The sequence below is a fragment of the Streptomyces sp. NPDC088553 genome (assembly GCF_044752965.1).
Classification (GTDB): domain Bacteria; phylum Actinomycetota; class Actinomycetes; order Streptomycetales; family Streptomycetaceae; genus Streptomyces.
Map to the genome: position 1 here is coordinate 403,794 of NZ_JBIVMG010000003.1, position 19,413 is coordinate 423,206.

The 19,413-nt window shown below is 71.6% G+C and carries 13 protein-coding genes and 1 pseudogene; 6 read left to right on the top strand and 8 right to left on the bottom strand.

The features are described 5' to 3' along the window. Positions 1-27 precede the first annotated feature (27 nt). The 4 genes and pseudogenes from ACIP8Z_RS11215 to ACIP8Z_RS11230 all read right to left on the bottom strand — a co-directional run bounded on the left by ACIP8Z_RS11215 (position 28) and on the right by ACIP8Z_RS11230 (position 5,771). Positions 28-699 carry a hypothetical protein gene (locus tag ACIP8Z_RS11215; RefSeq protein WP_402081596.1) on the bottom strand — a complete coding sequence of 224 codons (672 nt, stop codon included), beginning with the start codon at positions 697-699 and terminating at the stop codon, positions 28-30. Further along, positions 699-1,238 carry a SigE family RNA polymerase sigma factor gene (locus tag ACIP8Z_RS11220; protein WP_402081598.1) on the bottom strand — a complete coding sequence of 180 codons (540 nt, stop codon included), beginning with the start codon at positions 1,236-1,238 and terminating at the stop codon, positions 699-701. The genes ACIP8Z_RS11215 and ACIP8Z_RS11220 overlap by 1 nt, the downstream gene beginning before the upstream one ends. A 160-nt stretch (positions 1,239-1,398) precedes the next feature. Next, a pseudogene (locus ACIP8Z_RS11225) lies at positions 1,399-2,409 on the bottom strand (LacI family DNA-binding transcriptional regulator); the annotation flags it as partial. Positions 2,410-2,858: 449 nt separating this feature from the next. After that, positions 2,859-5,771 (bottom strand): glycoside hydrolase family 48 protein, encoded by a 2,913-nt coding sequence (locus tag ACIP8Z_RS11230; protein ID WP_402081601.1) that lies wholly within the window; start codon positions 5,769-5,771, stop codon positions 2,859-2,861. 273 nt (positions 5,772-6,044) lie between these two features. Between ACIP8Z_RS11230 and ACIP8Z_RS11235 the strand changes: the two genes are divergently transcribed. Together ACIP8Z_RS11235 and ACIP8Z_RS11240 are read left to right on the top strand one after the other, a co-directional pair. Next, complete coding sequence (locus ACIP8Z_RS11235) at positions 6,045-7,559, top strand: cellulase family glycosylhydrolase (protein ID WP_402081604.1); 1,515 nt, start codon at positions 6,045-6,047, stop codon at positions 7,557-7,559. Between the two features lie 38 nt (positions 7,560-7,597). Continuing rightward, positions 7,598-9,343: a glycoside hydrolase family 6 protein gene (locus tag ACIP8Z_RS11240; RefSeq protein WP_402081606.1), complete on the top strand. Its 1,746-nt coding sequence runs from the start codon at positions 7,598-7,600 to the stop codon at positions 9,341-9,343. Positions 9,344-9,579: 236 nt separating this feature from the next. On the opposite strand, the gene ACIP8Z_RS11245 is transcribed toward ACIP8Z_RS11240, so the two are convergent. Then, on the bottom strand, positions 9,580-10,602 hold the full coding sequence (locus tag ACIP8Z_RS11245; RefSeq protein ID WP_402081609.1) for a LacI family DNA-binding transcriptional regulator: 1,023 nt from the start codon (positions 10,600-10,602) through the stop codon (positions 9,580-9,582). A gap of 371 nt (positions 10,603-10,973) precedes the next feature. Between ACIP8Z_RS11245 and ACIP8Z_RS11250 the strand changes: the two genes are divergently transcribed. The 4 genes from ACIP8Z_RS11250 (at position 10,974) to ACIP8Z_RS11265 (ending at position 15,854) form a co-directional block, all read left to right on the top strand. Further along, positions 10,974-12,326, top strand: coding sequence for an ABC transporter substrate-binding protein (locus ACIP8Z_RS11250; protein ID WP_402081612.1), 1,353 nt, complete (start codon positions 10,974-10,976; stop codon positions 12,324-12,326). An 86-nt stretch (positions 12,327-12,412) separates the two neighbouring features. Next, on the top strand, positions 12,413-13,414 hold the full coding sequence (locus ACIP8Z_RS11255) for a carbohydrate ABC transporter permease (protein ID WP_402081614.1): 1,002 nt from the start codon (positions 12,413-12,415) through the stop codon (positions 13,412-13,414). A gap of 4 nt (positions 13,415-13,418) precedes the next feature. Next, positions 13,419-14,342 (top strand): carbohydrate ABC transporter permease, encoded by a 924-nt coding sequence (locus ACIP8Z_RS11260; protein WP_402081617.1) that lies wholly within the window; start codon positions 13,419-13,421, stop codon positions 14,340-14,342. Between the two features lie 69 nt (positions 14,343-14,411). Further along, positions 14,412-15,854 carry a GH1 family beta-glucosidase gene (locus ACIP8Z_RS11265; RefSeq protein WP_402081620.1) on the top strand — a complete coding sequence of 481 codons (1,443 nt, stop codon included), beginning with the start codon at positions 14,412-14,414 and terminating at the stop codon, positions 15,852-15,854. A gap of 78 nt (positions 15,855-15,932) precedes the next feature. Here ACIP8Z_RS11265 and ACIP8Z_RS11270 read toward each other — a convergent pair whose 3' ends face one another. The 3 genes from ACIP8Z_RS11270 to ACIP8Z_RS11280 all read right to left on the bottom strand — a co-directional run bounded on the left by ACIP8Z_RS11270 (position 15,933) and on the right by ACIP8Z_RS11280 (position 19,228). Then, positions 15,933-16,403 (bottom strand): hypothetical protein, encoded by a 471-nt coding sequence (locus ACIP8Z_RS11270; RefSeq protein ID WP_254047275.1) that lies wholly within the window; start codon positions 16,401-16,403, stop codon positions 15,933-15,935. Between the two features lie 165 nt (positions 16,404-16,568). Further along, a complete protein-coding gene (locus ACIP8Z_RS11275) occupies positions 16,569-17,309 on the bottom strand; it encodes a helix-turn-helix domain-containing protein (protein ID WP_402081622.1) in 741 nt (246 codons plus the stop codon). A gap of 323 nt (positions 17,310-17,632) precedes the next feature. Beyond that, the gene (locus tag ACIP8Z_RS11280; RefSeq protein ID WP_402081625.1) at positions 17,633-19,228 is read right to left on the bottom strand and encodes a hypothetical protein; all 1,596 of its coding nucleotides are present in this window, start codon (positions 19,226-19,228) and stop codon (positions 17,633-17,635) included. Positions 19,229-19,413: the final 185 nt, after the last annotated feature.

A 19,413-nucleotide genomic window follows, 5' to 3' on the forward strand; every position in this document is an offset into this window, starting at 1 on the left:
CCCCAGGGCGTCGTTCCGGCCCTGCCGTCACCTCGGCCCGGGCGTCCCGAAGTCGCCACGCAGGGTGGTGCGGCCGCCGTCGGCGCCCGTCAGGACGACGGTGTACGTGTCGGCCGAGGCGTCCCGTGACCCTTCGGCGTGGTTGTACTGGCCGGCGAAGGCATGGGGCCCCGGCGGGACCGTCCGGCCCGGCTTGAGCGTCCAGCGGTAGACCAGCTCCCGGCCCTCCTCGGTCACCGTCACCGTGAAGTCATCGGCCGGGCGGGTGCGCCAGTGGCCCGTGCTCACGACGCCGGGGGTGCGGACGATCCTCAGTTCGACGGTGAGGCCGCCGACGGGGGTGTCCGTCGCCAGTCGGAGATCGCTCTGCGCCCACCAGCGGTTGCTGCCTGGGTCGATCGTGGCGGTCGCCCGTGCGCCAGGGCCGGGCGCGGGGAGCGTGGTGGCGGGCGCGGCGGGCCGGTCGTTCAGCGTGGTCGCCGCGAGACCACCGAGGCCGACGACTCCCGCGACGGCCGCGGCCACGGCCACGACCGCCGTCCAGCGGCGCCCGGTCCAGCGGGCCGCGGGCCGGGGCGGCCGGGCCGCGGGGGCGGGCTCGGTCATGCCGCGCCGCACCCGGGCGAGCATGCGGGCGTGGTCCGGCCGGTGCGCGAGCGCCGCGTCCCGCAGCTCGCGGCTGAGCCGTGCCTCGTCCATCAGCGCCTCCCCGCGGCGAGTTCGGTGACGGCCTGGGGGCCGAGCAGCCGCTGGAGCTCGGCCATGCCCTTGGCGGTCTGGCTCTTGACCGTACCGACGGAGACGCCGAGCGCGAGAGCGGTGTCGCGTTCGGAGAGGTCGAAGGCGTGCCGGAGCACGACGCAGGCGCGCTTGCGGAACGGCAGGGCGCGCAGCGCCGTGCGCACGTCGATGACGGCGGGCACGTCCGGGTCCTCGGTGTGGTCGGGGCGCCGGTCCCAGAAGGCGGCGACACGGCGTCGCTCCCGGACGGTGCCGCGTATCCGGGTGCGGACGAGGTTGGCGACGACACCGCGGGCGTAGGCGGCGGGGTGGTCGGCGGCGCGCACCCGGTCCCAGCGGTGCCAGAGCGCGAGCATGGCGTCGGCGGCGAGGTCGTCGGCGGCGTCCGTCTCGCCGGTCAACAGATGTGCGAGGCGGGCGAGTTCGGCGTAGTGGCACTCGAAGAACGCCCGGAACTCGGCCGCGCTGTCCTCGGCCTCAGTGTCCGCTGCGACCACGACGGTCCTCTGCGGGAGCGGAGCCGGGCAGGCGGGTTCCGGACACGCCGGAGCCGGATGCCCGGAGGCCGGACACGCGGGAGCCGGACACGCCGTGGCCGGACACGCGGTGCCCGTGCGGGGCGGACCCGGCGATGGGGCCGGTGAAGGCGGGGCCCGCCGGGGCAGGACCGGTGCTCGCGCGCGCGGTCAGCAGCGGCCGGATGAGCTCCGTACCCCGGGGCGCCTCCCCGGCGAGGCGCCGGACGAGCCGTTCGACGGCGAGGCGGCCCATCTCCTGGGCGGGCACGGAGACGGCGGTGAGCGGTACGGAGGCGTGGACGGCCACCTGGTCGGGGCAGATGGCGACCACGGAGACGTCCTCGGGCACGGCGCGGCCCTGGTGGCGCAGGAGCGCGAGCAGCGGCTCGACGGCGGCCTCGTTCTGGACGACGAGGGCCGTGGTGCCGGGGCGTTCCTCGAAGACGCGGGTGACGGCGGCGGCGACGGCCGCGTAGGTACCGTCGACGGGCCGGTGGAGCAGGCCGACGCCGTGGGTCCCGGCGGCGGCGCGCAGTCCGGTGACGGTGCGGGCGGCGAAGCCCGTACCGCGCTCGTGGACGGCGGGCGGTGCGCCGAGGACGGCGACGCCGGTGTGGCCGAGTCCGGCGAGATGCTCGACGCAGCGTGCTCCGGCGGCCTCGAAGTCGAGGTCGACGCAGTCGAGTCCGGCGGCGTCGGCGGCTTCGGCGGGGAGGCCGATGAGGACGGTGGGCCGCTCGGCCTCCTGGAGGCAGGGGAGCCGGGGGTCGTCGCGTCCCGCGTCCATGACGATCATGGCGTCGGCGATCGCGCTGCCCTCGACGCGGCGGACGGCCTCGGGGCCCTCCTCGCCGCTGAGCAGCAGGACGTCGTAGCCGTGGGAGCGGGCCGTGGTGGTGACCGCCATCGCGACCTCCAGCGTGACCGGCACGTGGAGACCGGTACGGAGCGGCATCATCAGGGCGAGGATGCCGGTCCGGCTGCTGGCGAGCGCGCGGGCGCCGGCGTGGGGCCGGTAGCCGAGGGTGTCGATGCTGTGCTGGATCCGCTCGCGGGTGGGGGCGGATATGGAGCGTTTGCCGCTGAGCACGTAGCTGACGGTACTGGCCGACACCCCGGCGTGGCGGGCGACGTCGGCGAGGGTGACCACGTGCGCGCTCCTCGACTGTTCCCGGTGTACCGGGCGAACGGCGCCCGTCGATGATTCGGACCCCGACCCTAAGCGGCCGCTCGTCGGGCTGTCCAGGCGGGCCGCGAGGAGTCCAAGCACCGGGCGGCCGGGCGGGGTTGTACGGGGGCGTGGCGCGCGAGGGGGATGGACACCGGACGGAAGCGCTTTCCCCTCTCCGACAGGAGGACGTCTGGCTGGCGCCGACCGACAACGACGAGGGCGCGCGGCGGCCCGACGAGCGCCACGGCCCGCTCCGGCGGGAGCCCGGACCGCACCGGATGCGGCACCGTACCGACGAAGTCGTCGCTGACAAAGATGAGTTGACCGCACGGCCGCGGGTCACGCGCACGCGTGGAGGACCGGGCGGTCCCCTGCTCGGGGTCCGCCCGGTCTCGTCGTCCGCGGAGCCGCTCCGTGCGGGGCGGCTGCTATTCGAGCAGCTCCGCGTACGAGCCCATGGCCAGGGCGATGTCCGCCTGGGCCCAGAACCGGTGGTACGTGAAGACGGGCGCGGCGCCGCCCGCCAGATAGGCCTCGATCTTCGGCCAGGCCGGGTCGTCCTGGTAGAAGGTACGGATCGAGGCGAAGGTGGAGGAGGCGTTCACCGTGTCGCCGTTGGGCATGGCGCCGGTCCAGCCGTTCGGTACGTACACGGGGTCGTCGAAGCGGTTGTAGTCGGCGCGGGTCTCGGGGACGGCGATGCCCAGCGGGTCCTGGTGGTGGTCCCACATGCCGTCGAGGAGGGCCTTGGCGACGCGCTTGGCCTCGGCGTGGCCGGACTTGGCCGCGTAGTAGGTGAGGGTCTTGGCGTAGGCGGCGGCCACGCCGACGTCGTCGGTGTAGTCGGCGACGGTGACGTGCAGTCCTGCGTTGGCGCCGGGGCTCGCCGCGTTCCAGGTGTCGGGCGCGCCGGACCACTGGAGGGTGGAGGGGATGCGATAGGTGCCGTCGGGGTTGATCGTGGTCTTGGACAGCGCCCAGGAGACCCACTTGTCGAGGACGGTCTTCGCCTGGGCGTCACCGGTCTGCCGGTAGTACTCGGCGACCCGCTCCATGGACCAGGCCTGGAAGCCGAACCACTGGTTGGACGCCGGGTCGTGGTAGACGGGCTTCTCGTCGTAGAAGAGGCCGTGGAAGGTGGGGGTGCCGGCCGGCGGGGCGGCGTAGCGGCCCTGCCAGCTGTTGGTGGCGCCGCCCGCGATGGCGCCCTCGTCGGACTGGAGCCAACGGTAGAACTCCAGCTGCCGGTCGAGGCTGGTCGCCCAGTCGGCCGCGCCCGTCGTCGATTTGGGCTTGAGCGGGGCGTACTCGCTGAGCGCGTAGGCGGCGAGCGGGTTCTGGTAGCCGCCGTGGGCGTGGCTGGAGCCGATGCGCCAGGACCAGCCGGCGGAGGTGTCGGTGGCGCCGCCCCAGGCGTAGTACCAGGACATCAGATAGTGCGCGCTGTCCTTGCCGGTGCCGGCGGGGCAGGTGGTGGGTCCGACGCAGTTCCCGGCCTTCTTGAAGTACTTGTCGAACATGGCGTACCGCAGGTAGTCGCCCATCTTGGCGGCCTTGCCGACGGTCGCGGAGACCTGGCCGCCCTTGCCCTGTTCCTTGGCCCAGAGGTCGGCCCAGTAGGCGGCCTGGACGGCGCGGGCGTCGGCGTCGGGGGCGTTGGTGAACTTCCACTGCTTGGCGTAGGAGGCGTCCCCGGTGAAGAGGTCGAGGTAGCCGTTCCGACCGCCGTAGGAGAAGTTGTCGCAGGTGGGGTGGGTGACGGTCTCCCAGACGGACTCCTGCGGGCCGCGCTGGAAGGTGTTGATGTACGAGGGTCCGGTCGCCGTCGGACCGGCGGAGCACTTCCCGGGCTCGTTGCCGAAGCCGTAGACGTTGTCGACGTCCTGGATCCAGTGCATGCCGTAGATGTCGTCGGTGCCGTACGCGCTCTTGAGTTCGGCGGCGATCGGGTCCGCCCCGGAGGTGACACCGGAGTCGAGCCGCGCCGGGTACTGGGAGGGGAGGTCCCACTCGGGGGCGTAGGTCGCCGGCTTGGAGGCGTTGTAGGAGCCGGTGGTGGGCGTGTCGGCGTGGGTGGGGATCATGAATTTCTCCATGGTCTCCCAGGCGCCGTTGAACTTGGTCCAGTCGCCGGTGATCTTGCCGTACATGGCCTGGAGCCAGATGAGGTAGCTGTACGCCTCCGAGGTCGTCTCGTGCCCGTGGTCGGGGGCCTCGACGATGAGCGTCTCGACGGAGTGGTACGGGATGCCCTCGGGCGAGAAGTAGCCGTTGGCCGGGTCGGTGATCTTGCCGTGGAGGTCGAGGAAGCGGGCGTCGTACGTGGAGTTCGCGGCCAGCTGGGTGACGGTGACCTCGGCCGCGGCGTGGCCGGGTGCGGTCGCGGTGAAGACGGCGGAGCCGGTGCCGGTGGTCGCGGCGGCGACGGTCACCTTCTGGGCGGTGTTCCAGTTCGCCGGGGTGAAGGTGAGCGAGGCCGGGGTCGCGGTGAGCTGGGTGTTGCCGGAGGTACGGGCGACGCTCACCGTGACATTGGCGGTGGGGGCGGTGGAGAGCTTCAGGTCGAAGGTGCCGGTGGCGCCCTGGCGTACCCCGAGCCGGCTCGGGGCGGCGACGAGCGCGGGACCGGCGGCGACGGTGATGCCGACGGGGGCGGACTCGGCGGAGGCGCCGAGGCTGTCGTAGGCCTTGGCATAGAGGGAGTGGGTGCCGGTGGCGAGCCCGGCCGCGCCGAAGGTGAAGGGCGCGGTGGTGTCGGTGCCGAGGAGCGCGGTGTCGCTGTAGAACTCCACCTTGCTCACGGTGGCGCCGTCGGCCGCGGCGGCGGTGGCGGCGAGGGGCACCGCGTCGCCCGAGGTGAAGACGGCGCCCGGTGCGGGGCTGGTGAGGACGGCGACGGGCGGCTGGTGGGCGCCCGTGCAGGGGGTGCCGTTGACCGCGAAGGAGGTGGGGGCGGTGTTGGCGCCGGTGTACGTGAACTGGGCGCCGGTGGTGGTGGCGGCCCCGGCGGCGAGGGTGCCGTTCCAGGCGGCGTTGGTCACCGTGACGTTCTTGCCGGACTGGGACCAGACGCCGCTCCAGCCGTTGGTGAGCTTCTGGTCACCGGCGTAGGCGTAGGTGAGGGTCCAGCCGTTGAGCGCGGTGGTGGCGCGGTTGGTGAGGGTGAGCTCGGCGGTGAAGCCCGAACCCCAGTCGTTCGTCCTGTAGTCGACGCTGCACCGCACGTCGGCGGCCTGGGCCGTGGTGGCGCCGACGGCCGTGAGACCGAGGGGGAGGGACAGCGCGGCGGCCAGCGCGGTCAGCTGCCGGCGTGGTCGCGTTCTTGGTCGGAGGCGTGGCATGCGGGTGGTTCTCCTCGCGGCTCGGGAGGTCGGGGGAGCGAAGAGCGAAACGTGCGTGGAGACAAGCTCTGAACCAGTGGGAGCGCTCCCACTGTGCAGTTGGGACGCATCGGCGTCAAGGTGCGTGAAGAGTCGAAGGCAATCGGCGAGGAAATTTACCCAACTCCTCTTTTCCTTGGCGGCAGTTGCCGCTACGGTCTGCCCGACCAGTGGGAGCGGATCCGTCCGGTCGGCACACCGTCAGGGGTGTGCCCTCGCTGCGAGGACTCGCTCATGCGACATCCCCCACGTCTGTCCGCGCTGCTCTCCGGAGCGGCGCTCACGATGGCGAGCACCGCGTTCGCCCTCATGGGTGCGGCCTCAGGAGCCGCGGCCGCACCCGCCTGCACCGTGGAGTACTCGGTCGTCGGCCAGTGGGCCGGCGGCTACCAGGGTGCCGTCACCGTCACCAACAACAGCGCCGCGCTGAACGGCTGGAGCCTCGGCTTCGCCTTCCCGGCCGGCCAGGTCGTCAGCCAGGGCTGGGGCGGCACGTGGTCCCAGTCCGGGACCGACGTCACGGTCGTGAACGAGAGCTGGAACGCCGCGCTCGGCACGGGCGCGAAGGTCACGGGCGGCTTCATCGCCTCGTGGTCGGGCGCCAACACGGCGCCCACCGCGTTCACGCTCGACGGCACGCCATGCTCCTCGGGCACGACCCCGACGCCGACGCCCACACCCACCGCTCCGACGACACCGCCCACGACTCCCCCGACCACGCCGACACCGGTCACCGGCGCGCCCGAACTCGGCGTGTCCGGCAACCGGTTCACCGATCAGAACGGCGCGACCCGACGCCTGCTCGGGGTCAACCGATCCGGCGGCGAGTTCATGTGCGTCCAGGGCCACGGCATCTGGGACGGACCCGTCGACGACGCCTCCGTCAAGGCCATCGCCGACTGGAAGGCCAACACGGTCCGCATTCCGCTCAACGAGGAGTGCTGGCTCGGCCTCGACAACATCAAGCCCGAGTACCGGGGCACGCACTACATCGACGCCGTGAAGGACCTGGTCACCAAGGTCATCGCACACGGCATGACCCCGGTGGTCGAACTCCACTGGACGTACGGCCAGTACACGGGCAACTCCGCGGGCTGCGCCGACGTCCACGCCTCCTGCCAGAAGCCGATGCCCGACGCCCGGTACACGCCGGCGTTCTGGACCTCGGTGGCGAACACCTTCAAGAACGACAGACGGGTCGTCTTCGACCTGTTCAACGAGCCCTATCCGGACCGGGCCACCTCCACCGCGGCCCAGGCCTGGTCCTGCTGGCGCGACGGCGGCACCTGCCCCGGCATCGGCTACGAGGTCGCCGGCATGCAGGACCTGCTGGACGCGGTGCGGGCCACGGGGTCGCGGAACCTCGTCCTCGTCCCGGGCATCGCGTACTCCAACGACCTCAGCCAGTGGCTCGCATACCGCCCCACGGACCCGGCGGGCAATCTGGCCGCCGCCTGGCACGTCTACAACTTCAACACCTGCTCCGACGAGACGTGCTGGAACAACACCCTCGCCCCGGTGGCCGCCGAGGTTCCGCTCCTCGCGGGCGAGATCGGTGAGAACACCTGCGGACACGCGTTCATCGACCGCGTCATGAAGTGGTTCGACGACCGCGGCCTCTCGTACCTGGGCTGGACCTGGAACACCTGGAACTGCAACTCGGGTCCCGCGCTGATCAGTTCGTACGACGGCACGCCCACCGCGTTCGGCATCGGACTGCGCGACCACCTGCGCGGTCTCACCCCCTGAACTCCCCGGAAAGTCACCTGAAAGGAATCCCCACCCGCATGAGCCGCACCAGCCGCACCGCCCTCCTGGCCGCCCTCGGCCTCATCACGGCCACCGGCGCCACCGCCACCGTCCTCGGCACCGCCACCGCGGGCGCCGCCGCCCCCGGCTGCAAGGTCGACTACCAGATCACCAACCAGTGGAACACCGGCTTCGGCACCAACGTGACCGTCACCAACACCGGTGACCCGGTGGCCGCCTGGACCCTCGAATGGACCTACGCCGGCAACCAGCAGATCACCCAGGGCTGGAACGCCACCCTCACCCAGTCCGGCGCCGCAGTGACCGCCAAGAGCCTCTCCTACAACGGGACCCTGGCCACCGGCGGTTCGACCTCCTTCGGATTCAACGGCTCGTACAGCGGCACCAATGCCGTGCCCGCGACCTTCAAGCTCAACGGGGTCGTCTGCAACGGCGCCACCGAGCCGACGACACCCCCGACCACCCCGCCCACCACACCCCCGACGACGCCTCCGACCACACCGCCGGCCGGCACCAAGGCCGACAACCCGTACGCCGGCGCCAAGGTGTACGTGAACCCCGAATGGTCCGCGAAGGCGGCGGCCGAGCCCGGCGGCACCAAGGTCTCGAACCAGCCCACCGCTGTCTGGCTGGACCGGATCGCCGCCATCAACGGCTCCGCGACCTCCATGGGCCTGCGCGCCCACCTCGACGAGGCGCTGCGGCAGAAGGGCTCCGGCGAACTCGTCGTCCAGCTGGTCGTCTACAACCTGCCCGGCCGAGACTGCGCCGCGCTCGCCTCCAACGGGGAGCTCGGCCCGACCGAGATCGGCCGCTACAAGACCGAGTACATCGACCCGATCGCCGCGATCCTCGCCGACTCGAAGTACGCGGGCCTGCGGATCGTCACCACGGTCGAGATCGACTCGCTGCCGAACCTGGTCACCAACGTCTCGGGACGCCCGACCGCCACAGCCAACTGCGACGTCATGAAGGCCAACGGCAACTACATCACCGGCGTCGGCTACGCCCTCAGGAAGCTGGGCGCGATCGGCAACGTCTACAACTACGTGGACGCCGGCCACCACGGCTGGCTGGGCTGGGACGACAACTTCGGCGCCTCCGCCGAGCTGTTCAAGCAGGCCGCCACGGCCGAGGGCTCCACGGTCGCCAACGTCCACGGCTTCATCGTGAACACCGCCAACTACAGCGCCCTGAAGGAGGACCACTTCACCATCAACGACAGCGTGAACGGCGTCTCCGTGCGCCAGTCGAAGTGGGTCGACTGGAACCGGTACACCGACGAGCTGTCGTACGCCCAGGCGATGCGCGCCAAGCTGGTTTCGCTCGGCTTCGACAGCAACCTCGGCATGCTGATCGACACCTCCCGCAACGGCTGGGGCGGCGCCGCCCGACCCACCTCCCCGGGCGCCACGACCAGCGTCGACACGTACGTCAACGGGGGCAAGTACGACCGTCGCATCCACCTCGGCAACTGGTGCAACCAGTCCGGTGCCGGTCTCGGCGAGCGGCCCCAGGCGGCGCCCGCCGCGGGCATCGACGCGTACGTCTGGGTCAAGCCCCCGGGCGAGTCCGACGGCGCCAGCAAGGAGATCCCGAACAACGAGGGCAAGGGCTTCGACCGGATGTGCGACCCGACGTACACGGGCAACGCCCGTAACGGGAACAGCATGTCGGGCGCGCTGCCGGACGCCCCGATCTCGGGCCGGTGGTTCTCGGCCCAGTTCCAGGAGCTCCTGAAGAACGCCCACCCGGCGCTGTAGCAGCCCGCACGGGCCCCGCGGCCGGGCCGGACCTCCGGGTTCCCGGCCCGGCCGCGGGGAATGTGTTCGTAGGCCCGGCGGGGAGTCCTCGTACGCCTGGCGGGGGGAGTCCTCGTACGCCCGACAGCGAGTCTTCGTACACCCCGGCGGGGCGTCCTCGTACGCCCGGCAGGGAGTCCTCGTACCCCCGGTGGAGGGTCTTCGTACGCCCGGCCCCCGTCGTCCGTTCCCGGGAGTCAGCACGACTCCCGCACGATGAGCTCCGTCGGCAGCACCCGCCGGCGGGGCTCCTCCGGTGCCGCCGCGATCTCCTCCAGCAGCATCCGGGCCATCGTGCGGCCCATCTCCTCGATGGGCTGCCGCACGCTCGTCAGCGGCGGGTCCATCAGCCGTGCCACCGCCGAGTCGTCGACGCCGACGAGGGCCACGTCCTCGGGGACCCGGCGGCCGGCCTCCCGCAGCGCGCCCCGCGCCCCGGCCGCCATGACGTCGGAGGCGGCGAAGACCGCGTCCAGGTCCGGGCTGCGGTCGAGCAGCAGCCGCATCGCCCGCCGGCCGCCCTCCTCCGTGAAGTCACCCGCCGAGACCAGCCCTTCGTCGGGGGCGAGTCCGGCCTCCGCGAGCCCCGCCCGGTAGCCGCCGAGCCGGGCGCGGGCCACGTACATGTCGAGCGGACCGGTGACGGTCGCGATCCTGCTCCGCCCGCGCCCCACGAGATGGGCGACGGCCGCCCGACCGGCCCCGATGTTGTCGGAGTCGACGTACGGCACGGGTTCGGCCTCGGAGCGGCGTCCGTTCATGACGACCGGCAGTCCCAGTTCCCTGATCCGGTCGGGCAGCGGGTCGTCGCCGTGGACGGAGGCCAGCAGGACGCCGTCGACGCGCTGGGCGGCCAGATACTGCTCGAAGCGCTGCCGCTCCTGCTCGCTGCGGACCAGAGTGAGCAGCAACTGCTTGTCGGCCTCGGCGAGTTCGGCGCTGACCCCGCGGATCAGGTCGAGGAAGTACGGCTCCGCGAAGAGCCGGGCCTCGGCCTCGGGGATGACGAGCGCGATCGCGTCCGTACGGCTGCCGGCGAGCGCGCGGGCGGCCTGGTTGGGTACGTAGCCGAGTTCGGCGACCGCTCGGGCGACGGCCGTCCTGGTCCGCTCGCTCACCCGGGGGGAGCCGTTGATCACCCGGGAGACCGTGCCCCGGCCGACCCCGGCCCTGGCCGCGACCTGCTCCAGGGTGGGTCTGCCGCTCTGCCGTCCGCTCACAACTCCCGAACTCCCCTCGTAGGACAACGCGCTGCTCACCGCCGGTCCCGCCGGAACGACAACACTGATGGGAGCGCTCCCACACTAGTCCAAGCCCACACCCCCGCGCCACGACATGCGTTCAGGAGATGACGCGACCGCTCCCGCCCAGGCCCGCGAAACCCCCGGAAAACCTTCCGGTAACGAATCCGCGTTCATGTCTTGACACCCGCACCCGCCAGGCAGCAACCTTCCGGCAACGACGTGGGAGCGCTCCCATCCGGGACGCGCACAGCCTTGCGATCAGGTCCTGGCAGGCGCCGCCGAGCCGCGATCAGCCGGCCGGGCCTCTTGGCGCACAACGAGCACCACCTTGGGACGAGGAGAGTGGAATGCGCACTTCCAGCAGCAGACGCGGACGCCGTGCGGCGATCGCGGCGGTCGCCGTCGTCGTGACCGGCACGACCCTGCTCACCGGTTGCGGCAGCGACGACGACAACGGCGGCAAGGGCGGCGGGGGCGGTCAGAGCAACGAGAAGATCACGCTGCGGATCGGGACCTTCGGTTCCTTCGGCTACGACGACAAGACCGGCGCGAAGCTCTACGCCGAGTACGAGCGGCTCCACCCGAACATCAAGATCGAGGAGTCGAACGTCTCCGACGGCCAGAAGTACTGGGACACGCTGAAGCTGCGCCTCGCCCAGAACAGCGGCGTCGCCGACATCCAGGCCGTCGAGGTCGGCTACATCGCCGAGGCGACCGGCACGGCGATGGCGAACAAGTGGGTCGACCTGAGCAAGGAGGGCGGCGCGAAGATGGACGCCTTCCTCGACTGGAAGGTCAAGCAGGCGACGACCGGCGACGGCAAGGTCATCGGCCTCGGCACCGACATCGGCCCCATGGCCATCTGCTACAACAAGGACCTCTTCGCCAAGGCCAAGCTGCCCACCGACCGCGACGCCGTCGGCAAGCTGTGGTCCGGCGACTGGGCCAAGTTCCTCGCGACGGGCGAGAAGTACAAGGCCGCCGCGCCCGCCGGCACCTCCTTCCACGACTCGGCGAGCGGTCTCTTCAACGCGGTCGTCTCCAGCGACCCGGTGCAGTACGCCAACACCAGCGGCGAACTCGACTGGGAGAACAGCCCCGGCGTCAAGAACGCCTGGGACACCGCGGTCAAGGCCGCCCAGGGCGGACTGACCGCCAAGCTGCGCCAGTTCGACGAGAAGGGCACCTGGAACGCCGCCTTCAAGAACTCGAAGTTCGCCACCGTCGCCTGCCCCAGCTGGATGACCGGCATCATCAAGGACCAGGCGGGCCCCGCCAACCAGGGCAAGTGGGACATCGCCGCGCCCCCGGTCGCCGGCAACTGGGGCGGCTCCTTCCTCGCCGTGCCCAAGGCGGGCAAGCACCCCAAGGAGGCCGCCGAGCTGGCCGCCTGGCTGACCGCCCCGGCGCAGCACGCCAAGGTCTTCGCGGTCAACGGCAACATCCCCTCGTCCAAGGACACGCTCACCTCCACGGCCGTCCAGGAGGCGAAGCTGCCGTACTTCGGTGACACCCCCGTCGGCAAGATCTTCTCCAGCGCGGCGTCGGGGATCACCCCGGCCGCGATCAGCCGCTACGACGGCCAGGTCAAGACCTTCCTCACCGACAACGGCATCCTCGACATCGAACAGCGCGGCACCGACCCGGCCAAGGCCTGGGAGAACGTCAAGAAGCTGGTCGACGACAAGATCGACCAGTAGCGGGGACACCGCCGGTCCGCCGCCCGCGGGCGGCGGACCGGCACCGTCCGCACCACCGCACGCATCGACCCTGGAAGGACGCCCCCGTGGCCACCTCCGTTCGGGCGAGGCCCGACGGCTCCCCGCCGCCCGCCGCACCGCCCTCCTCCCCCGGCCCGCGCGGCCGCCGCTCCCCCGGCGGCCTGCGCGGCAGGCTCTACCGCTGGGACATCAAGGCGATCCCGTACGTCTTCGTCGCCCCCTTCTTCCTCACCTTCGCCGCCTTCGGCCTCTTCCCGCTGATCTACACGGGCTGGCTCTCGCTCCACCGGGTCGAACTCGGCGGTGACCCGACGTGGAAGGGTCTTGAGAACTACACCGACCTCGCGACCAGCGAGTTCTTCTGGAACGCGCTCTTCAACACCTTCACCATCGGGGTGATCGCGACCGTTCCCCAGCTGCTCATGGCGCTCGGCCTGGCGCATCTGCTCAACTACAAGCTCCGAGGCCGGGGCTTCTTCCGGGTCGCGATCCTCGCCCCGTACGCCACCTCGATCGCGGCGGCGACGCTGGTCTTCGCCCAGCTGTTCAACACCGACTACGGGATGATCAACGGCGTCCTGGGCTGGATCGGCGTCGACCCGGTGAACTGGGAGTCGTCCAAGTGGCCGGCGCAGATCGCCATCTCGGTGATCGTCACCTGGCGCTGGACCGGCTACAACGCGCTGATCTACCTGGCCGCCATGCAGGCCGTGCCGCAGGACCTCTACGAGGCCGCCTCGCTCGACGGGGCCTCACGCTGGCGCCAGTTCCTCAGCGTCACGATCCCGTCGATCCGGCCGACGATCCTCTTCACGATCATCGTGTCCACCATCGGCGCCACCCAGCTGTTCGGCGAGCCGATGCTCTTCGGCGGCAGCGTCGGGATCAGCGGCGGCAGCGGCAACCAGTTCCAGACGCTGAGCCTGCTGATGTACGAGAAGGGGTGGGTGACCGGCGCGCTGGGCCAGGCCTCGGCGATCGCCTGGGTCATGCTGCTGCTCCTGCTGCTCGTCGGCGGCGTCCAGGCGCTCGTCTCCCGCCACAACCGCAAGAAGCTGGGGGGCTGACCTCATGGCGCACACTCTCGACAGGAGCCCGGCCGAGTCCGGAGCCCCGGCAGCCGCCCCGGCGGCGGCCCGCCCCGGACGCCGCTTCGGGCAGACCGCCGGCCGCCAGCACCACGCGGGGCCCCTCACCTATGTGCTGCTCGTCGCGGCCGCCTTCGTCTCGCTCTTCCCGCTGTACTGGAACGTGGTCGCCGCCTCGCACAGCGGCGAGCGGGTCGTGGAGGCCCCGGCGCCGCTGCTGCCCGGCAACCGACTCCTGGACAACCTCAGCTTCGCCTGGAACCAGGTCGACATGGGCGAGGCGCTGATCAACACCACGATCGTGGCGAGCCTGGTGGCCCTGTCCACCGTGCTGTTCTCCACGCTCGCCGGCTTCGCCTTCGCCAAACTGCCGTTCCGGGGGCGGGGCGTGCTGCTCTCCCTGGTGGTCGCCACCATGACGATCCCGCCGCAGCTCAGCGTCATCCCGCTGTACCAGATCATCACCGACCTCGGCTGGTTCGACCAGCTCCAGTCGGTCGTCCTGCCCTCGCTCGTCGCCGCGTTCGGCGTGTTCTTCATGCGCCAGTTCCTGGTGGAGGCGCTGCCGACGGAGCTGGTGGAGGCGGCCCGGATGGACGGCGCGCACAGCCTCCGGATCATCTGGCACGTGGTCTTCCCGGTGGCGAGGCCCGCCATGGCCGTGCTCGGCATGCTGGTCTTCGTTCAGGCCTGGAACGACTTCTTCTGGCCCTTCATCGCGCTCACCCCGGACGGCAACCCCACCCTTCAGGTGGCGCTCGCCGGGCTCGGCGCGGGAAACCACACGGTGGACCACGCCGTCGTGCTGACCGGCGCCCTCATCTCCACCGTGCCGCTCCTCCTGGTCTTCGCCTTCCTGGGCAAGCACATCGTGGGCGGCATCACGGCCGGCGCCGTCAAGAGCTGACCGGCCGCCGCCTTCCTTCCGCACGTCTCGAACGTACCGACCCCGTACCCGCGTTGGGAGCCCCCTCCTATGACCGCGTCCGAAACCCGGCCGCTCACCGCCACCCGCTCGTTCCCGTCCGACTTCCTCTGGGGCGCGGCCACCGCCGCGTACCAGATCGAGGGAGCGGCGGCCGAGGACGGCCGCACCCCGTCCATCTGGGACACCTTCTCGCACACCCCCGGCAAGGTCTTCGAGGGACACACCGGTGACGTGGCCGTGGACCACTACCACCGGTTCCGCGAGGACGTCGGGATCATGTCCGAACTCGGCCTGAACGCCTACCGGTTCTCCGTCTCCTGGTCCCGGGTGCAGCCCACCGGGCGCGGCCCGGCCGTCCAGAAGGGCCTGGACTTCTACCGGGCGCTCGTCGACGAGCTGCTCGCCGCCGGGATCGAGCCGGCGCTCACGCTCTACCACTGGGACCTGCCGCAGGAGCTGGAGGACGCGGGCGGTTGGCCCGAGCGGTCCACCGCCGAGCGGTTCGCCGAGTACGCGGGGATCGTCGCCGACGCCCTCGGGGACCGGGTGACCCGCTGGACCACTCTCAACGAGCCCTGGTGCAGCGCCTTCCTGGGGTACGGCTCCGGGGTGCACGCTCCGGGCCGCACGGACCCGGTGGCCTCGCTGCGCGCCGCCCACCACCTGAACCTCGGGCACGGTCTCGCGGTCCAGGCCCTCCGGTCCTCGCTGCCCGCGGACCGGCAGATCTCGGTCTCTCTCAACCTGCACGAGGTGCGGCCGCTGACGGGTTCGGCCGAGGACCTGGACGCGGCCCGCCGGATCGACGCCGTCGGCAACCGGATCTGGCTGGGGCCCATGCTGGAGGGCGCCTACCCCGAGGACCTGCTCCTCGACACGGCGCAGGTCACCGACTGGTCCTTCGTCAGGGACGGTGACACGGCGACCGCACGGCAGCCGCTGGACCTGCTGGCGATCAACTACTACACCCCGACGCTCGTCTCGCAGGTGCCGGAGGGCGCGGAGAAGCCGCAGGACGACGGTCACGGCAACAGCGACCACTCGCCGTGGCCGGGCGCGGACTCGGTCGCCTTCCACCGGGCGCCGGGCGAGCCGACGGCGATGGGCTGGGCGGTCGACCCGAGCGCGCTGTACGACCTGCTGACCCGGGTGTCGGAGGCGTACCCCCGGCTCCCGCTGGTCATCAGCGAGAACGGGGCGGCCTACGAGGACGTGGTGTCCCCGGACGGTTCGGTGCACGACCCGGAGCGCGCCGCCTATGTGCACGCGCATCTGGAGGCGGTGCACCGGGCGATCGAGGACGGGGTGGACGTCCGCGGCTACTTCCTCTGGTCGCTCCTCGACAACTTCGAGTGGGGCTACGGCTACGCGAAGCGGTTCGGCGCGGTCCGGGTGGACTACGACACCCTGGAGCGGACCCCGAAGTCCAGTGCCCGCTGGTACGCGCGGGTGGCGCGGACGGGTGAACTGGTGGCGCCCGACGGCGACTGATCGCGGCGGAAGCGAGGAGGGCCGTGCCGATGATCCGGCACGGCCCTCCTCCACGAGCCTCGGGACGGTGGACGTCGGTCAGATGTCGATCACGCGGTAGCCGATGACGTAGACGCCGCCGGAGCCCTCGACCGAGCGCCACTGGGTCTCGGCGCCGACCTCGCTGCCGGTGACGAGCGTGGCGCCGAGCTTGTCGTCGCCGCTGGTCGAGTCGTAGTCCCAGAGGGTCAGGGTACGGGCCTGCTGCTTGCCCAGGATGAGGGCCGCGTTGCCGTTGCCGTCGGCCATCGACCGGACGTAACCGGTGCCCATGGTCTGGTACTTGACACCGTTGCCGGGCCAGACCTTGACGGCGTTGCCGTTGGCGTCGGTGATCTTGAGGTACGCCTCGTCGTGGTCGCCCTCGCTGTTCTTCTGGCAGTGCAGCTCGACCAGTTCGATCCGGACGTAGTCGATCGGCTCGGCCTGGGCGGTGCCGGCGAACGCGGCGACGCTGCCGAGCCCGAGCAGGGCGGTGGCGGCCGTTCGGGCGATTCGGTTCTTGCGCATGTGGTCCCCCCACACGTCGGGTCACTGACGTGACGGTGTTGTCGGCTCGTCGCGGTTCGGCGGGCCGGCGTGCCGTTCCCCTCGGCACGACACCTACTGTGCCCGCCACTCCCTCCCGGTTCTACGCGCGTTCCACTGGACGGAACGGCGCCGTTCGGAAGCCGTTCAGGGCGCGAGTGCGGCCGTCGGCACGGCCCGTCTCCGCGGTCCGCCCCGGGCGAGCGCGCGGTTGACGGCGGCCCCCGCCTCGGCGACGCCCCGGGCGAGCGTGTCCAGCGGCCGGCCGGCCGGGACCAGCGCGGCGAGCGCCGCGACCGTGCGCCCGTCCGGGGTGCGGATCGGCAGGGCGGCACAGCACACGCCGTCCATCACGTCCTCCCGGTCGAGGACGGCGCCGCCGCGGAGCGGCCCCCGCAGGGCCTTTCCGGCGGCGGTGTCGAGGTGGAAGGCGATGCCCTCCCGTACGGGGTGGAGTGGTTCGAGTTCCCCGGGGACCGAGCCGACGGTGATCGCCATGTCCTCGCGCAGCACGGTGAGGACCACGCTCGCGCCGGTGGCGGCCCTGAGCCGCTGGAGCGGCAGCCGGGCGGCGGGCAGCAGTCCCGGGTGCGGCTCCCAGGCCTGGCCGATGCGGTAGAGCTGGGGGCCGACCCGGTAGCGGTTGCCCTTCCGTTCGACCGCGCCGAGCGTGACCAGCTGGTCGAGCAGACGGTGGACGGTGCCTTTGGGCACTCCGCAGACGAGCGCCAGTTCCGTCACCCCGGCCTCTTCACCGCTCCGGCGCAGGGCGTCGAGCAGCGCGAAAGCCCCTTCGAGCACGCTCCGGCCCCGTACCGGGCCGGGGGTGCCGCCCCGCTCCCGCCGGAGCCCGGCTCTGTGCGGTTCACATACCTCGTTGGTGTCCATGAGTCCCCCCGACTCCGCGGGCCCGGCCGAGGTCCCCCGATGGCACGGCTCCGGGCGTGTCTCCCACCATGCCGCAGACCGGTGGATTCCGGCGAAGGGCCGGCGCTGTCCGTCGTCTTCGTGTCGCGGGACGGGCCCGGGGCGGGGGGGCACCGCCCCGGCCGTACGGACGCGTCGCCGCGCCATGCCGTGCCGTGCCGTGCCGTGCCGTGCCGTGCAATGCCATGCCATGCCGTGAACAGGGGACGACGAAAGCGCGGCGGGGGGTGCGAGCGCCCCCTCCCGGCGTGCGGGGCACGGCCGGCGGGGGCGCCGTCACTCCGCTACGGCTGGCCGTCGAGCCAGCTCAGCTTGTGCCCGTAGAGCACCCGCTGGCAGTAGTCCGTGCCGGTCGGGTCGCCGGTGGCACGGTTCGCCCCGCAGTCCGACGCCTGCCCCGGGCGGTGCTCGGAGAGGGACCACAGCCGGCCGGTGCCGCGCTCGACGTAGAGGTCCTCGGCGCCCCGGGCGGTCTTGACGGGCTGTCCGGACTGGACGAGCCGGCCGCCGTCCCACGTGTAGCGCCAGAGGTTGCCGGGCTCGTCGGTGCCCTTCGACTCGTTCACGTACAGGGTGCCGTTGTACGCCGCCGCGCCCTGTGCGCCGCCGTTGGCCAGGGGCAGGTAGTTCGCCCAGCCCTCGGCGGCGACGTCGGCCGAGCGGCCCTCCAGGGCCGCGACCGGGTAGGAGGCGATGCGGCCGGTGGACGGGTAGCCGCTCTCGGGACGGCAGTACTCGCCCATGATGAGCCGGTCCGGGGTGGTGCCGCGGTCGAGCGAGATGTAGGAGGCCTTCGGCGCTCCGGTGGAGACACAGGCGTACGAGCCCTGCGGGTTGCTCTGCGTCGCCTTGAACTTCCAGGCGGCCACCTGGGGCATCACGTAGCGGTAGCCGAAGCTGTACCAGACGTTGTCGTGCCGGCCGACCTTGGTCTTGTCCTCGACGTTGGCGGTGGTCTTCACGCCGTCGGTGTCGGAGCCCATCGCGTCGTGCGTCTTGGGGTCGCCGTCCGGGTCGAGGTCCATGATGGTGCGCATGTCGAAGACGCGCAGGCCGTTGCGGGTGTCCGCGACGTAGAGGTAGTTGCCGTACCAGACGATCCCGCCGGCGTGGACGCCCTTCTGGATCGGGTACTCGGCGGCGTGCAGACCGTCGAAGGAGACGTGGTCGGCCGAGTTCACATAGGTCCAGCCCAGCAGGACGTGCCGGTACTTGACCTCGGGGCTGCCCGTGGCCGGGTTGGTCCGGCTCTGGACGAAGGTGACGCGGACGCCCTTCTGGTTGCAGGCGTCGTTCGCCTCCAGCTCGGCCGTGGTGCAGTCGCCGGTCGCCGGGTTCGGGTCGTTCTCACGTCCCGGGTCCCAGCCGTCGTAGGAGGCGAAGAGCTGGATGTCGGCGGCGGCGCCCCACAGCTCGTCGTTCTTGGCGTCGGAGACGCCGGTCATCCCCTGGGGGACCCATTCCTGCGAGACGGAGTCGTCGTTCTGCAGGCAGTACTTGATGTCGGGGTCCGGGGCCGTGCCGAACGGGTCACGGGAGCACCACGGCTGCACGGTGCGGTTGGCCCCGGCCAGCAGGTCCTGGACGCCGGACTTGGGCAGCACCGCGTCCAGACGGTTCACCCGGGTGGTGGTCTCGGCGTTCAGGGCGCCGGGCGACATCGTGAAGTCACCGGGTGAGGCCGCGCCGCCGGGCTCGGTCCAGGCGCGGGTGGTGAACGGCGAGGCGGTCGCCTCGGTCGTACGGGGCTCCTGGATCCAGCTCTGCGCGGCGGTGGGCGGAAGGTCCTCCGCCTGGGCCGGTGCCGTGAGGCCGGTGAACGCGAGCGAGGCCGTGGCTGCGGCCGTGAGCCACGCGCGGCGTATGCGCCTTGTGGGCATGTGTGGTTGTCTCCGTTGCTCCTGGGCCAGTAAGTCGAACGGAGAGTTCCAGAACGCTTGAGCTAAACGCAAACCTGTTCGCATCGTCGGCAACAGCGCGTCGCCCGATGTGCAGTTGGGGCGAATCAATCCATCTCGTCACCACTCGGGCGGCCGGTCGCCGATCGGTGAGGGCGGGTGAAGGT

What these genes read in the sequence shown, in the direction of transcription:
- ACIP8Z_RS11275 (WP_402081622.1), bottom strand. Translation starts at nt 17,309, where the DNA reads ATGGACACCAACGAGGTATGTGAACCGCACAGAGCCGGGCTCCGGCGG.
- ACIP8Z_RS11270 (WP_254047275.1), bottom strand. Translation starts at nt 16,403, where the DNA reads ATGCGCAAGAACCGAATCGCCCGAACGGCCGCCACCGCCCTGCTCGGG.
- ACIP8Z_RS11280 (WP_402081625.1), bottom strand. Translation starts at nt 19,228, where the DNA reads ATGCCCACAAGGCGCATACGCCGCGCGTGGCTCACGGCCGCAGCCACG.
- ACIP8Z_RS11240 (WP_402081606.1), top strand. Translation starts at nt 7,598, where the DNA reads ATGAGCCGCACCAGCCGCACCGCCCTCCTGGCCGCCCTCGGCCTCATC.
- ACIP8Z_RS11265 (WP_402081620.1), top strand. Translation starts at nt 14,412, where the DNA reads ATGACCGCGTCCGAAACCCGGCCGCTCACCGCCACCCGCTCGTTCCCG.
- ACIP8Z_RS11260 (WP_402081617.1), top strand. Translation starts at nt 13,419, where the DNA reads ATGGCGCACACTCTCGACAGGAGCCCGGCCGAGTCCGGAGCCCCGGCA.
- ACIP8Z_RS11235 (WP_402081604.1), top strand. Translation starts at nt 6,045, where the DNA reads ATGCGACATCCCCCACGTCTGTCCGCGCTGCTCTCCGGAGCGGCGCTC.
- ACIP8Z_RS11250 (WP_402081612.1), top strand. Translation starts at nt 10,974, where the DNA reads ATGCGCACTTCCAGCAGCAGACGCGGACGCCGTGCGGCGATCGCGGCG.
- ACIP8Z_RS11230 (WP_402081601.1), bottom strand. Translation starts at nt 5,771, where the DNA reads ATGCCACGCCTCCGACCAAGAACGCGACCACGCCGGCAGCTGACCGCG.
- ACIP8Z_RS11215 (WP_402081596.1), bottom strand. Translation starts at nt 699, where the DNA reads ATGGACGAGGCACGGCTCAGCCGCGAGCTGCGGGACGCGGCGCTCGCG.